This window comes from Vagococcus sp. AM17-17, assembly GCF_003471765.1.
Lineage (GTDB): Bacteria > Bacillota > Bacilli > Lactobacillales > Vagococcaceae > Vagococcus > Vagococcus teuberi.
Genome location: NZ_QRJY01000001.1, coordinates 1 through 14,228 on the forward strand (window position 1 = coordinate 1; position 14,228 = coordinate 14,228).

At 34.6% G+C, this 14,228-nt stretch carries 15 protein-coding genes; 13 read left to right on the top strand and 2 right to left on the bottom strand.

Going from position 1 to position 14,228, the window contains the following annotated elements:
• The first annotated feature begins 196 nt into the window (after positions 1 to 196).
• Positions 197 to 2,065: an acyltransferase family protein gene (locus DW196_RS00005; protein ID WP_118249482.1), complete on the top strand. Its 1,869-nt coding sequence runs from the start codon at positions 197 to 199 to the stop codon at positions 2,063 to 2,065.
• Positions 2,066 to 2,101: 36 nt separating this feature from the next.
• On the opposite strand, the gene DW196_RS00010 is transcribed toward DW196_RS00005, so the two are convergent.
• A complete protein-coding gene (locus DW196_RS00010) occupies positions 2,102 to 2,308 on the bottom strand; it encodes a ferredoxin (protein WP_118249483.1) in 207 nt (68 codons plus the stop codon).
• Positions 2,309 to 2,335: 27 nt separating this feature from the next.
• Here DW196_RS00010 and DW196_RS00015 point away from each other — a divergent pair, with 27 nt between their 5' ends.
• The 10 genes from DW196_RS00015 to DW196_RS00060 all read left to right on the top strand — a co-directional run bounded on the left by DW196_RS00015 (position 2,336) and on the right by DW196_RS00060 (position 11,647).
• Positions 2,336 to 3,376: a helix-turn-helix domain-containing protein gene (locus tag DW196_RS00015; RefSeq protein ID WP_118249484.1), complete on the top strand. Its 1,041-nt coding sequence runs from the start codon at positions 2,336 to 2,338 to the stop codon at positions 3,374 to 3,376.
• A gap of 3 nt (positions 3,377 to 3,379) precedes the next feature.
• Entirely contained in the window at positions 3,380 to 4,828 is a 1,449-nt protein-coding gene (locus DW196_RS00020; RefSeq protein ID WP_118249485.1) for an ATP-dependent DNA helicase RecQ, read from the top strand.
• 48 nt (positions 4,829 to 4,876) lie between these two features.
• Positions 4,877 to 5,509, top strand: coding sequence for a LysM domain-containing protein (locus tag DW196_RS00025; protein ID WP_118249486.1), 633 nt, complete (start codon positions 4,877 to 4,879; stop codon positions 5,507 to 5,509).
• A 63-nt stretch (positions 5,510 to 5,572) separates the two neighbouring features.
• Positions 5,573 to 6,244, top strand: coding sequence for a (d)CMP kinase (cmk, locus tag DW196_RS00030; RefSeq protein ID WP_079344921.1), 672 nt, complete (start codon positions 5,573 to 5,575; stop codon positions 6,242 to 6,244).
• 104 nt (positions 6,245 to 6,348) lie between these two features.
• Positions 6,349 to 7,518, top strand: coding sequence for a 30S ribosomal protein S1 (gene rpsA, locus DW196_RS00035; protein ID WP_118249487.1), 1,170 nt, complete (start codon positions 6,349 to 6,351; stop codon positions 7,516 to 7,518).
• A gap of 123 nt (positions 7,519 to 7,641) precedes the next feature.
• On the top strand, positions 7,642 to 8,952 hold the full coding sequence (gene der / locus DW196_RS00040) for a ribosome biogenesis GTPase Der (RefSeq protein WP_118249488.1): 1,311 nt from the start codon (positions 7,642 to 7,644) through the stop codon (positions 8,950 to 8,952).
• A 226-nt stretch (positions 8,953 to 9,178) separates the two neighbouring features.
• Positions 9,179 to 9,454: an HU family DNA-binding protein gene (locus DW196_RS00045; protein ID WP_071457044.1), complete on the top strand. Its 276-nt coding sequence runs from the start codon at positions 9,179 to 9,181 to the stop codon at positions 9,452 to 9,454.
• Between the two features lie 124 nt (positions 9,455 to 9,578).
• Entirely contained in the window at positions 9,579 to 9,821 is a 243-nt protein-coding gene (locus tag DW196_RS00050) for a GlsB/YeaQ/YmgE family stress response membrane protein (RefSeq protein WP_071457043.1), read from the top strand.
• 28 nt (positions 9,822 to 9,849) lie between these two features.
• A complete protein-coding gene (locus tag DW196_RS00055; RefSeq protein ID WP_118249489.1) occupies positions 9,850 to 11,094 on the top strand; it encodes a lipopolysaccharide assembly protein LapB in 1,245 nt (414 codons plus the stop codon).
• A 7-nt stretch (positions 11,095 to 11,101) separates the two neighbouring features.
• Positions 11,102 to 11,647, top strand: coding sequence for a YpiB family protein (locus tag DW196_RS00060; RefSeq protein ID WP_118249490.1), 546 nt, complete (start codon positions 11,102 to 11,104; stop codon positions 11,645 to 11,647).
• Here the strand turns inward: DW196_RS00060 and DW196_RS00065 are convergent.
• Positions 11,644 to 12,537 carry a YitT family protein gene (locus DW196_RS00065; protein WP_118249491.1) on the bottom strand — a complete coding sequence of 298 codons (894 nt, stop codon included), beginning with the start codon at positions 12,535 to 12,537 and terminating at the stop codon, positions 11,644 to 11,646. The two genes, DW196_RS00060 and DW196_RS00065, sit on opposite strands and share 4 nt — an antisense overlap.
• Before the next feature lie 126 nt (positions 12,538 to 12,663).
• Here DW196_RS00065 and DW196_RS00070 point away from each other — a divergent pair, with 126 nt between their 5' ends.
• A complete protein-coding gene (locus tag DW196_RS00070; protein WP_071457848.1) occupies positions 12,664 to 13,011 on the top strand; it encodes a nucleotide pyrophosphohydrolase in 348 nt (115 codons plus the stop codon).
• 13 nt (positions 13,012 to 13,024) lie between these two features.
• Positions 13,025 to 14,227 carry a CCA tRNA nucleotidyltransferase gene (locus DW196_RS00075; protein WP_118249492.1) on the top strand — a complete coding sequence of 401 codons (1,203 nt, stop codon included), beginning with the start codon at positions 13,025 to 13,027 and terminating at the stop codon, positions 14,225 to 14,227.
• Position 14,228: the final 1 nt, after the last annotated feature.

Genomic DNA, 14,228 nt, shown 5'->3' on the forward strand with positions numbered 1-14,228 from the left:
GTACTAAAAACTGCTGGTAACTTTCGTTACCAACAGTAGAAATTATAGAGCCACAAAAAACAACCAGTTTTTGGTTGTTTTTTTTTAAATCAAATAATTCATAAGAAAATATAAAAGTTGGATAAATATGTTTGAAATATTTGTAAACTTAATTTAATATATGTTATATATTGTTTTATTATAGAGGAGTATAAAAATGCACAAAAGAAAATACATCAAAGGGATTGACGGCTTACGAGCAATTGCAGTCATCGGGGTAATCTTATACCATTTGATGCCACAATCGGTGCCTGGTGGGTTTTTAGGAGTTCCTTTATTTTTTGTCATATCGGGTTATTTAATGACGGATATACTCCTATTTGAATGGGAAAAAAGACAAAAAATTAAAATACGGGACTTTTACTTTAGGCGAGTGAAACGTATTTATCCTTCGTTGCTTGTTTTATTTATCGTGACTGGGAGTATATTTCCATTTATATCAAAAAAATATCTATTAAATTTTAAAGAAATTATAACTTCCAGCATATTTAATGTGAATAATTGGTGGCAGATTGCCAATGGGTTTTCCTATTTTGATCGTTTTTCAAACGAATCGCCATTTACCCATTTATGGTCGTTGTCTATTGAAGGTCAGTTTTATATAGTGTGGCCGATTATTTTAGCTATCTTACTTTATAAATTGAAAGATTATAAAAAAATTAATCAGATTATTTTATTTATTACGGGCTTGTCCGCGGTATTGATGATGGCGTTTTACACGCCGGAGTCAATCAATCGAATTTATTACGGAACTGATACGCGACTATTTTCAGTGATGATGGGGTCTTCTCTTGCGTTTATTTTACGCATTTACCGTGAACAAATTGAATCAATTGATTTCTGGAAAAAGCTAACAACGTTTATTGTAGGATTAGTTTTAATAATAGGGTCTTTATTCCTATTTTCAGATAGTGGTTTCTTTGTTTATCGTGGTGGGATGTTCTTATTTAGTGTGATATCAATGGTTGTGTTAGGCTTAGTTATAGAAGAAGAAAAATTTAGTGGGGCATTGACTAACCCCATTATACGTTGGATAGGCTCAAGAAGTTATGAGATTTATCTGTGGCAATTACCGGTTATGGTTGTTTATACAGACCAATTAAAATGGGATGGAACAAATGCTTTATTACACGGAGTCATTCAACTTACTATAATCGGCGTATTATCAGAATTAACCTGTCGTTTAATCAATAAAATTAGACGCATGGGTAATGTGAAAGAACTGTGGGTAATCGGTAAATCTTATTTCCAAAAAAATATTCCAGCTCTAGTTATTTTTTTACTATTCCTAGGGACGTTTATTTATGGAGTTGCCGTATCCCCGTCTGGTAAGATGGATTCGGCTGTTGCATTACAAAAAAAATTAGAAAAAAATAAACAAGCAGTAGAGCAACATAATAAACAACTTACCAGCTCATCCAGTGAACCGAAAAAAACGAGCGGGTCGACAAACACAACGTCTTCAACGACTCAGGAAACGACAACATCAAGTACGACGGAATCGTCTAAGGAAGAAGCGAGTGATTTAAGTCCAAGTCAAAAAGAGAAAATTGCGAAAGTATCTCTTGGAGCGATTGGAGACTCTGTGTTACTAAGTGCTGCACCTGAACTTCAAACGTATTTTCCACACAGCCACATTGATGCTGAAGTAGGAAGACAGTTAGTAGATAGTCAGAAAGTATTTGATAAGTTGGATAAAGACAAACAACTAGGTGATGTGGTTTTAGTTGTATTAGGAACAAATGGTAGTTTTAAAGAAAGTGATATTGATAAAATAATGCAAACAATTGGTGACAGACAAGTTTTCTTTGTTAATACTTTAGTTGATAGACCTTGGCAAGCTTCGGTGAATGGTACATTAGCTAAGTCAACTAAGAAGTATAAAAATGCACACTTGATAGATTGGAAAAGCTATGCTGTTGGCCATAGAGAATGGTTTGACGAAGACGGCATCCATTTAGTACCAGAAGGCGGAGAAAAATTTAGTGAGTTAGTTGCTAATGAGGTGTTGAATGTTTTACAATAAAAAAATCTATAAGCTTTCAATACGAAGGCTTATAGATTATTTTTTTAATTCAATAGCTCTTGTGGGGCATTTTTGATAAGCTTCAAGTAATGTATCAGCAATTGGTTCAGAAAAATGTTCTTCTAGTTTATTTGAGTCTTTAAATTTAACTAGACCATTATCATGATAGTCAAATAGTTCTGGTGCTTTTATTTGGCATAAGCCACAAGCAATACATTTTTCTGGTATAATTTTACATAGCATATAAAAACTCCTTCGAGGTGGTAGTGTTTGTTCATAGAAGATATGATATTATATTTTTTTCATTCAGGTGATGTCATGCGTCATTCCACATTATATCATCTTTTAAAAGGTAAGAAAACAACATCTGTTTTAAGCTATGGGAGGTTGCATGGAATATTAAACTACTTCAATTTATTTCCGAAATTAACCAAAGAGCAATATAATGCATATATATTGATGCTGATCTCTAATGATTACTTAGAAGAAGTAGAGGACCAACTTGTAACATTAACTGCTAAAGGTAAAGAAAAAATAACAACGCTAGAATTTTCTAGGCTGACACTTCAGTCGTTTGATTATGACAAAGTGGATGATGCTTTTTGGTTGCGTTTATTGTTTATCTCTCAAGTCATTAGTTATAAAAGTCACCGTAATTCAGATTACATTCCTATTGATAATAATCCCGTTCATCAATTACAACTGAAACAATGGTTGGTTCAAGTTGATGGACCACATTTGGTGCATGATTTTTTTAATGAATGGCAAACTGTTCTTTCATATTTACCAATAGAAGAACAGGAAATATTAGTGTCTCAATTAGTAGGTGATGGGGTGATTGGGTATACAATCTCTCAATTGTCACAGCAATCTGATAAAGGTCTGTTGTATTATTATTTGCATCATAAAAGTGCCATACACCTGTTGTTAGAGTTGGTATATCAAGAACCAGATCAGTATCCATTGTTTTTATCTATTATAAAAGACATAAAAAAGCAAGAAGAACAGGACACGGTAGATTTAACTCGACGTTTATTGGAAAAAGGGTATTCAATAGAAGAAGTGGCACATATGAGACGATTAAAACCAAGTACGATAACAGATCATTTTATTGAAATACATATGAAACAACCTAGTTCTCAGTTAATGACATATTTAACCCCCTCTTTGAAAGAAAAACTAAATAACTATAGCTTAAAGTACCCTGAATATAAAATGTGGAAATATTCTGTGGTTGTACGAGATATTCCTGAATTAACGTTTTATGAATTTAAATTTTATCAATTTTATTTACGTGACAATATGAGGTGAAAAATGATGTTAGAGACCTTTCTTAAACAAAGATTCCAATTTGACACGTTTCGCAAGGGTCAAAAAGAAACGATTCAATCTATTGTAGAGGGGAAATCTGTTTTATCGATTTTGCCAACAGGTGCAGGGAAATCATTGTGCTATCAATTTCCTAGTTATTATGTAAATAAAGGACAGACGGTGATTGTGTCACCACTTATTTCATTGATGGAAGATCAAGTGTCCTTACTAAGACGAAAAGGTGAAAAATCGGTTATCGCGATTAATAGTCTATTAGAAAAACGTTCGCGCCGATTTGTATTAAATCGACTCAACCAGTATCGGTTTATTTTTATTAGTCCAGAAGCGTTGAGTCAAGAAGAGGTATTGTCCTATTTTGAAAAGCTAACGATTAGTTTGTTTGTAGTCGATGAAGCACATTGTATTTCTCAGTGGGGGCATGACTTTAGACCGAGTTATCTGGCTTTAAAAGATATTAAGCAACGATTAGGAAACCCTTTAACGTTAGCTTTAACGGCGACAGCAACTGAAGACGTAAAATGTGATATCGCACAACAGTTATTTGAATCAGAAACATTTGTCGAGGTTACTCAATCCGTTAACCGTGAAAATATTTATTATGATGTTGTTGAAACGGATGATAAATTAAGTTACTTAGAAGACTTTTTAATGGAAAAAGAAGTGCCGGGGATTATTTATTTTTCTAGTAAAAAAGAAGCCGATCGCGTCTCTCAATATCTGAATAAATGCTTACCTTATACTGTTCAGAGTTATCATTCAGATATGTCGAGTGAGGATAGAATCAGAATTCAGGAGCAGTTTATTCATGATAACATCCGGATTTTATGTGCAACAAGTGCGTTTGGTATGGGAATTAATAAAGGAAATATTCGCTTTGTTATTCATTACCACTTACCAAATAGTTTGGAAGATTTTGTTCAAGAGTCTGGTCGAGCAGGTCGTGATGGAAAACAAAGTTTGTCGATTGTGCTATACCAATCAGGTGATGAGAACATACATTTCTTCTTGCAAGAGCAAACGCATCAAGAAAAACAAGATTTACTTTTCTTAGAAAACAAGTCACAAATTGATAGGCAAAAATTTTCTGAGGTAATGACAAAAACGCAAAAAAAATGGTTACAACAAATCGAAGAAAATCAAACAACTTGGGAAGATTATAAACAAACATTGATGACAAAAAAAAGGCAACGAGAGTTAAAGCTTTATAAAATGATTGAATACTGTCAAAGTAGTGAGTGTAAACGTGATATAATACAACACTATTTCGGTGAAAGTAAATCAGGGGATTTAACATGTTGTTGTCATATTTGTCAAACAGAAAGACCAGAAGTTAATATAGATAAAGTTAGTCAAAAAAGAGTTGAAACGTCTTTAAATGTAAAAGATAAATTAGAAAAAATGTTTTTTTTAGGTGTTTCAAGCGACATATAATGATAACTATGATAAAATGGTTTCAGATATTTTGAGGAGGTATTATTTTTGAGTGATAATAATTTAAATAATAATGACAACAAAGAAAATTTAGATGAAAATTGGGATCAAGAAATTTATGAAGATGATGGCTCAAGGACCAATAGACGTTCAAAATCAGAAAAAAGAACATGGTTTATCGTGAGCATCATTGTCATCTTATTTTTAATTGTATTGATTCCAACAGGTGCGATTCTTTATTCACAAATGAGCGGTAATTTAAACGCTGGCAAAACAGTGGCAACATCAAGTTCTACTACTACAATTAGTAGTTCAACTAAAGAAGAATCATCAACGAAAGAGTCTAGTTCTTCAACAGCGACTTCTTCATCTACAACGCCAAGTACGACAGAGTCATTTTCTGATGTAGAAGTTCCAAAAAATGATCCGTCAACACGAGGTCAAGTAGCCCAAAATGGAACTGAACAAAATCAAAGTGGTCAAACGAATGCACAAGATCAATCGCAAAATCAAACACAAAACCCGGGTGGGTCAACAGTAGCATATGGTCAAGGAGACAGCACGCGTTCTCTATGGAAAATCTCTCAAGAAGCGGGGATTACGTTAGACCAATTATACCAACTAAACCCAGGAGTAACACCGGAAAACGTTCAACCAGGACAACCAATTAGAGTCCAATAACCATCATAAAAGTCGTCTTAGGACGACTTTTTGATTATGTAGATAGGAAGAGGAATAAATTAGATGAGTAAATATGTTCAAGTGGCAATTGATGGTCCGGCTTCTGCTGGAAAAAGTACCGTTGCTAAAATTTTGGCAAAAAAAATGGGTTATATATATTGTGATACGGGGGCAATGTATCGTGTCGTTACGTTGTTTGCATTAGAAAATAATCTTAGTTTAGATCAACCAAGCGAGTTAGTTAAAGAATTAGATAATTTAGTGATGACATTTGACTATGTTGACGGATTACAGCATGTTTATGCTAATGGTATTGATGTAACAAATGATATTCGTATGCCAGACGTGACAAATCATGTCTCAAAAGTTGCCGCCATCAAAGAAATCAGAGAAGAATTAGTTAATCGTCAAAAAGCGATTTCTAATTCACAAAATATTGTGATGGATGGACGAGATATTGGCACCGTTGTGTTGCCTAATGCTGATTTAAAAATATTTTTAGTCGCCAGTGTCAAAGAGCGTGCAGAAAGACGATACAAAGAAAACATCGAAAAAGGGATTATGACAAGCCTTGATGAGTTACAAAAAGAAATTGAAGATAGGGACTATTATGACTCACATCGAAAAGAGTCGCCACTCGTTCAAGCAAGTGATGCTATAAAGGTTGATACAACAGGATTATCTATCGAAGAAGTCGTAAATGTCATAGAAAATGAACTAAAAAAAGTAATTTAAGCTCAAATCGGATAGATAATACTAGTAAAGTGTTTTTGTTTTAGGTAGAATATAAGTATGTAGTGAAAAATCAAGTAAGTGTTGCTTAGGAGGATAAGGATATTATGTCAGATGAAACAATGTTAGATGCAATCGAAAGTGTTCAAGAAGTAAAGGTTGGCGATATAGTTCAAGGTGAAATCTTAGCAGTCGATGATAACAAACAAGCAGTTGTTGGTATTATTGGTGCAGGAGTTGAAGGAGTGATTCCTTTAAAAGAATTATCAACTATTCCAGTTGAAAATGTCACAGACGTTGTATCAATTGGAGATGTGATTGATTTAGTTGTCATTTCAGAAATTGGAAAAGACAAAGAAAATGGAAGTTATTTATTGTCTAAACGTCGCTTAGATGCACGTAAAGTATGGCAAGAAATCGAAGATAAATTCAAAGCTGGCGAAGTAATTGAAGGACCTGTCACTGATGTAGTGAAAGGTGGATTAGTTGTTGACGTTGGTGTGCGTGGATTTGTTCCAGCATCAATGGTATCTGATCACTTCATCTCAGACTTTTCTGAGTTTAAAGGCCAAACATTAACATTTAAAATTATCGAAATCGAACCATCAGAAAATCGCTTAATTTTATCTCGTCGTGCCCTTTTAGAAGCTGAAAAAGCAAAAGCAAAAGAAGAAGTATTTGGAAAATTAGTTGCAGGTGACGTGGTGACTGGTAAAGTCGCTCGTTTAACAGATTTTGGTGCATTTGTTGACTTAGGTGGCGTGGATGGATTAGTTCACGTTTCTGAAATTTCACATGCTCACGTATCAAAACCTTCTGATGTTTTAAACTCAGGTGACGAAGTAACAGTTAAAGTATTAAGTGTTGACCCAGAAAAAGAACGTGTGTCATTGTCAATCAAAGAAACATTAGCAGGACCATGGGATGATATCGAAACAAAAGCAAGTGCTGGTTCTGTATTAGAAGGAACAGTGAAACGCTTAACAGATTTTGGTGCGTTTGTTGAAGTACTACCTGGAGTTGAAGGGTTAGTACATATTTCTCAAATCTCACACAAACACATTGCCACACCTCATGAAGAATTAAATGAAGGTGACGTGATACAAGTGAAAGTGTTAGACGTATCTAAAGAAAATAAACGTATTGGTTTAAGTATTAAAGCTCTACAAGAAAAAGAAGATGAAGTAGTCGTTGAAGAAGACGATTACGTTATGCCAGAAGAATCAACAGGCTTTACTTTAGGCGATGTGTTAGGTGAAGATTTAACAGGTAAATAATGAAAAGTCAGCTTAACGGCTGACTTTTTTTATGAATTATTTGACATTTATCTTGCACCAAGTCAGCCTTCGGGGTAAACTACATAAGGATAAAAAAAGTAAAAGGATAAAGGAGGAATGACTATGTCAATCCCTACACTAGCGATTGTTGGACGTCCAAACGTTGGAAAATCAACTCTGTTCAATCGTATGGCTGGAGAGAGAATTTCTATCGTGGAAGATGTTCCTGGTGTCACACGTGATAGAATTTATGCCCATTCTGAATGGTTGGGACGTGAATTTAGCATTATTGATACTGGTGGAATCGAGATGAGTGATGAGCCTTTTATGGATCAAATTAAACACCAAGCTCAAATAGCTATTGAAGAAGCAGATGTGATTGTTTTAGTGACAAGTGGTCGTGAAGGTGTCACAGATGCTGATGAGTACGTGGCGAGAATTTTATATAAAAGTGATAAACCAGTCATTTTAGCAGTTAATAAAGTGGATAACCCTGAAATGCGTAGTGATATTTATGAGTTTTATTCACTAGGTTTAGGTGATCCAATCCCTGTATCAGGAAGTCACGGTATTGGTTTGGGTGATGTGTTAGATGAAGCTATCAAACATTTCAAACCAGTTGAAGCGGAAGAGGAAGATGATATCATTCGTTTTAGTTTAATCGGACGACCAAATGTTGGGAAATCTTCTCTGATTAATGCCATGTTAGGTGAAGATCGAGTGATTGTGTCAAATGTCGCTGGAACTACTCGTGATGCGATTGATACATCATTTGTCTCAAATACAGGCCAAGAGTTTATTATGATTGATACAGCTGGTATGAGAAAAAAAGGAAAAGTCTACGAGAACACAGAAAAATATAGTGCGATGCGTGCAATGCGAGCAATAGATCGTTCTGATGTGGTATTAGTTGTGTTAAATGCTGAAGAAGGGATTCGTGAGTATGACAAACGAATTGCCGGATTTGCTCATGATGCAGGAAAAGGTATTGTGATTGTTGTAAATAAATGGGATACATTAGATAAAGATAATCATACAATGAAAGAGTTCGAAGAAGACATTCGCTCTGAATTTAGATACCTAGATTATGCTCCAATTGTGTACGTTTCAGCGAAGACAAAACAACGTTTGCATCAATTACCTGAAATTATCGAGACAGTAAGCCAAAATCAAACATTACGTATTCCATCATCTATTTTAAATGATGTGATTATGGATGCTGTGGCAATTAACCCAACACCAACTGATAAAGGGAAACGTTTGAAGATTTTCTACGCCACTCAAGTAGCAATCAAACCACCAACATTTGTAGTGTTTGTTAACGAAGAAGAGATGATGCATTTTTCTTATGCTAGATTCTTAGAAAATCAGATTAGACGTGCATTTGAGTTTGAAGGGACGCCAATTCGCATTATTGCAAGACGACGAAAATAGCTAATTTTAACATACATTATTTATTTTGGCAAAAAATCGATGAAATGCCTAAATTATTGAGGATTTCATTTAATAACCTTGCTAAATCAATGTTCTTGTGGTATCTTTGTTTAAGAAATATTGTATTTGAATATTTCTACTCATACATATTGATTTTTCAAAATGGATGATTTAGAAAATGATGTCACGTAAACATCGAATCTTTTTCGAGGAGGTGAAATTAGAAATGGCAAACAAAGCAGAATTAATCGAAAAAGTTGCAGAAGCAACAGGATTAACTAAAAAAGATGCAACAGCATCAGTAGACGCTGTATTTACTTCAATCCAAGAATTTTTATCTGAAGGTGAAAAAGTTCAATTAATCGGATTCGGAAACTTCGAAGTTCGTGAAAGAGCTGCCCGTAAAGGACGTAACCCACAAACAGGTGAAGAAATTCAAATCGCTGCAAGTAAAGTACCTGCATTCAAACCAGGTAAAGCATTAAAAGATGCAGTTAAATAGAACATTTTAAAGCAAGTACCGATGTTTCGGTGCTTGCTTTTTTTTATAAAGTTATAGGTATTTCTAGGAAAAAACATAAAAATGGATTAGAATAGATAAGAATAATAAAATAAGGGTGATTAATATGCATTGGATAGCAGTCATAATCGTTGGAAGTATTATTGGTGCGGTTGCGACCATGATAACCGGAAAAAAAGATTCTCAAGGGTGTTTATTTAATCTGGTAGCAGGCTTACTAGGTTCAGCTATTGGACAAAAGATGTTTGGTGATGACTGGGGTGGGCAACTTGCTGGTATGGCCCTTGTCCCATCTATTCTTGGTGCCATTATCATTATAGCCATTGTCTCAATTTTTCAGAAAAAATAAGATTACGAGAGTTTAAGGAGAAAAAGTTATGTCATACAGTAAACAAATGTTAGAAGCCTTGTCTTCAGGAGACTTGGCACAAGCAACGGTCTATTTTAATGAGGCATTATCACATGATTTGCCTGAAGAAAAATTGCAACTTGCAGATAATTTATATCAATTAGGATTTTTAGAAGAAGCAACTACATTGTTTAAAGATTTATTAACCCTTTATCCTGATGAGGACAGTTTAAAAATTTCATTAGGGGAAATTGCGATTGAGGAAGACAAGTTAGAAGAAGCATTTGAGTGGTTAGAGCAAATTAAACCAAGCAGTGATTTATACGCGCAAAGTCTCTTAACATTAGCTGATATTTATCAGATGATGGAAATACCAGAAGTCAGTGAACAGAAATTAAAAGAAGCCAAACAAATTTTGCCACAAGAACCATTAATTGATTTGGCATTAGGTGAGTTATTCTTTGCGACTGAAAGTTACACAAAAGCGATTGCAGCGTATGAAGAGATTAAAACAACGTATCCTACCTTTGAGTCGCCAATCGACTTAGATGAGCGTATAGGCGTGTCACTCTCACGAATTGGTGAGTATGAGCAAGCGGTTGAGTTTTTAGAGTCTGCGATTAAACAAGACGAAACAGTTGAGCGATTATTTCAGTTGGCTTTATGTTATTATCAAATTCGTGAAAATGAGCGAAGCATTGAGTTATTAACGAAAGTAAGTGAGATGAATTCAGAATTCAACCAAGTGTATTACCCGCTTTCTCAAATTTTATTTGATGAAGGACGATATGACGAAGCACTTGAATTAGCAGAAAAAGGAATTCATGTGAATCCGTATGATGTGTCTGTTTATCATTTAGCTTCAGAAGCGTCGTATCAATTAAATCAAAAAGACCAAGCAAAAATGTATTTGGAAGAAGTCATTTCTTTAGAGTTAGACAGTGATATTTCAAAATTAAAACTAGCAGAATTATTCTTAAAAGAAGAAGAATTCGAAGAAACCATTCATTTAGTTTCTTCATTAGATATTTTAGATCAAGGTGAAGCTTATTGGTATTTAGCTCAAGCCTATAATGGATTGGAAGAATATGCCGATGCGAAAAAATATTATGAATTAGCCTCTTCATATTTAGACATCGACGCAGACTTCTTAAAAGATTATGGATTATTTTTAAGAGAAGAAGGACAACTAGATAAGTCACGTGAGGTCTTGACGAGTTATTTGAGGATGGTTCCAGATGACTTGATGATTGTCTCTATGTTAGAAGAGTAGTGTGTCTATGGCTAATTTAGAGGACAAACGAGCATTTGTGACGTGGTTGATTGAAACCATTACGTTAAAAGAGAAAGAGGCTTATTGGATTTTAAATTATTTATTAAATCATGATGCGATTTTAAACCGAGTGCATATAGTAGAAAAAGCGGATAAAACGCCTAGAGGACTGATTGTTTCAGATAATTCAGAAACAGAAGAAGGCTTAGTTTTATATAAGGAGAATCATCCATTTGGTGACGCACAACAAATATTTCATGACATCAGGATGAAATACAAAGAACCATTATTTTTAGAAGTTCGATTTAGTGGCCGTGATTTTAATCAACAGTATCAGTTAGTATTGGAAGAAAATCCATTTTTAAGTGCATTTGATACCATATCTGACGAGATGTTCGAGAAAGTATTACGTGATTTTGAAGAAAAACAATATCAAGAAAAATTAAATTGCATACTAGATAAGCTAAATCATGCCATCGATTCTGGGAATGAAGAAGAGTTTGTTTATTGGTCAATTGAATACCAAAAAGAAAAAAACAAAAGTGATGATTAGCTCACTTTTGTTTTTTTTGCTTGTTCATGTATTTCTTGTAATTCTTTATATGTAAAGCCTTCACCTGTCACTTCATTAATATTAAAGAAGGTCATAAAAGCTCGTGGGTCGATTTCGTAACTTATTTCTTTTATACGGCTCATTTCACTAATACTTGCCACACAATAGACCATCTGACGACTTTCCTTAGAAAAACCACCTTCGCTATTGATATACGTCACACCACGTTCTAATTCGGACATAATTCGCTCACCAATTTCTCGGTCATGATCAGAAACAATGAACACTCCTTTGGCACCATATGACGCGTCTTGGACAAAATCAACGACTCGACTAAAAACAAAAACGGTAATTAGTGTATACATCATTTCTTTTAACGACAAGTAAGTCAAAGAAAGAAGAAGAACTACGACGTCTAAAGTAAAGAGAGATCGGCCAATCGTCATACCAAATCTGCGTTCAATGATTCGGGCGATAATATCTGTCCCACCAGTTGTCCCACCATATTTGTACACAATCCCGCTACCAAATCCACCACAAATTCCTGCGAGTAGTGCGGCTATTAAAATGTCGTTATCAACTGAAATGGCTAGCGGAACTTTTTGCCACAGCCATAAGTTTAAAGAAAGTGAGAGAGAACCCACTAAAGTTAAAATTAACGGCTCAAGACCTAAAAGTTTAAGTCCAATTAGGATGAGTGGCACATTTAACACTAACGTGGTTAACGCTGGATTGATGGAAAATAAATTATAAATAATCAGTGCGATACCAGTCATTCCACCTTCTGCTAATTTGTTTGCCATGTTAAAATTTACCAAACCAAAACTAAAAATGCTCGCTCCAAGAAAAATCATGATACAATTAATGAAAAATTGCTTATTTATACGCATAATACGCCCCCAAAAAACCAGATTTACTGCACTCAGGTTTATCTTATCACTGTGTCGGCAGGTCAACAAGAGGTAAGGGGGACCAAAAACTAGATGTATTTTAGAACATTTTTAAAGGAGTTAAACATGACACAACCAAAATATTTATCAGATATGCAACAAGAGGTGGATGATTATATCTCGCAGTTTAAGGCAGGATATTTTTCACCACTTGCGCAACTAGCAAGATTAACAGAAGAAACAGGAGAGTTAGCCCGGGAAATTAATCATTACTACGGGGAAAAAGCCAAAAAGACTGATGAAATACCGAAAACAGTGGAAGAAGAACTAGGAGATGTGTTAGTTGTTCTCCTTATTATGGCAAATTCACTCGACATTGATTTGACAAAAGTATTTGAAGATAACATGAAAAAGTTTTATGCTAGAGATAGTCATCGCTTTGAACGAGTCGATGAGGAAAAAAGTATGGATTAGAAAGTAGATAATTATGAAGATAAATGACTTACCAATTGAATTTAAACAAGCGTTACCAGTAATAGATAAGATAAATGAGCACGGTTATGAAGCTTACTTTGTAGGTGGTAGTGTGAGAGATGTGATTTTAAATCATGAAATTCATGATGTTGACATAGCTACAAGTGCTTTTCCAGAAGAGATAAAAGAAATTTTTCCTCGTACGATTGATGTTGGAATCGATCATGGGACTGTATTGGTGTTGTATGAAGAAGATCAATATGAGATTACAACTTTTAGAACAGAATCAACTTATCAAGATTATCGTAGACCAGATACAGTCACATTTGTTCGTTCACTTGAAGAGGATTTAAAACGCCGAGATTTTACGATGAATGCATTAGCTATGACACGTGAAGGGAATATTATTGATTTGTTTGATGGGATAGAGTCCATTCATGCAAAAGAAATAAAAGCAGTCGGTAATCCTGATGAGCGTTTTAGTGAAGACGCACTAAGAATGATGCGTGCGTTGCGTTTTGCGAGTCAGTTGAGTTTTGATATAGAAGAAAAAACGGAAGAAGCTATTTCAAAAAATCATCAACTATTAACAAAGATTGCGATTGAACGAATTTATATCGAATGGGTTAAACTTCTTATGGGAGCAGAAAGAAAAAGAGGAATCATCCCTTTTGTTGAAACAAATTGTTTTATCTGTTGTCCAGGGTTTAGTCATAAAAAGGAATTGTTAGTTAGCTTTGCTAATCAAAATCCTGAGATGTTGTTGACGAGTGAAGAATTAGCTTGGAGCTGTTTATTAATTGCGATAGAAGAAAAGCATGCCAAGACGTTACTCGGTAAATGGAAAGCATCCAAACGATTGTCTAATTTAGTTGAAAAAGTAATTGATTGCTATAACGAGCGATTAACCAGTAAGTGGAGTGCCAAAGAGATGTATCAAGCTGGCATTGAAGTGATTTCTTTAGTTGAACAAGTAAGAGACTTTTTCGGATTAGAGAACAACGAAGACGAGCTAATTAAGGCATATAATCAACTGCCAATCAAATCAATGGCAGATTTAAAAGTATCTGGGCGAGATATTTTAGCTTATATGGATAAAAAGCCAGGCCCTTGGTTAGGGAGAGTATTAAAACAAACTGAAAAACACGTAGTTGAAGGTCAATGGAAAAATGATAAAGAGGTATTATTAGAAAAAATAAAGGAAATGGTGGGATAAA

Bases quoted from the DNA above. Each gene is read 5' to 3' on its own strand.
- DW196_RS00070 (WP_071457848.1), top strand. From the start codon at position 12,664: ATGACACAACCAAAATATTTATCAGATATGCAACAAGAGGTGGATGAT.
- DW196_RS00055 (WP_118249489.1), top strand. From the start codon at position 9,850: ATGTCATACAGTAAACAAATGTTAGAAGCCTTGTCTTCAGGAGACTTG.
- cmk (WP_079344921.1), top strand. From the start codon at position 5,573: ATGAGTAAATATGTTCAAGTGGCAATTGATGGTCCGGCTTCTGCTGGA.
- DW196_RS00045 (WP_071457044.1), top strand. From the start codon at position 9,179: ATGGCAAACAAAGCAGAATTAATCGAAAAAGTTGCAGAAGCAACAGGA.
- DW196_RS00050 (WP_071457043.1), top strand. From the start codon at position 9,579: ATGCATTGGATAGCAGTCATAATCGTTGGAAGTATTATTGGTGCGGTT.
- DW196_RS00065 (WP_118249491.1), bottom strand. From the start codon at position 12,537: ATGCGTATAAATAAGCAATTTTTCATTAATTGTATCATGATTTTTCTT.
- rpsA (WP_118249487.1), top strand. From the start codon at position 6,349: ATGTCAGATGAAACAATGTTAGATGCAATCGAAAGTGTTCAAGAAGTA.
- DW196_RS00005 (WP_118249482.1), top strand. From the start codon at position 197: ATGCACAAAAGAAAATACATCAAAGGGATTGACGGCTTACGAGCAATT.
- DW196_RS00020 (WP_118249485.1), top strand. From the start codon at position 3,380: ATGATGTTAGAGACCTTTCTTAAACAAAGATTCCAATTTGACACGTTT.
- DW196_RS00010 (WP_118249483.1), bottom strand. From the start codon at position 2,308: ATGCTATGTAAAATTATACCAGAAAAATGTATTGCTTGTGGCTTATGC.
- DW196_RS00075 (WP_118249492.1), top strand. From the start codon at position 13,025: ATGAAGATAAATGACTTACCAATTGAATTTAAACAAGCGTTACCAGTA.
- der (WP_118249488.1), top strand. From the start codon at position 7,642: ATGTCAATCCCTACACTAGCGATTGTTGGACGTCCAAACGTTGGAAAA.
- DW196_RS00060 (WP_118249490.1), top strand. From the start codon at position 11,102: ATGGCTAATTTAGAGGACAAACGAGCATTTGTGACGTGGTTGATTGAA.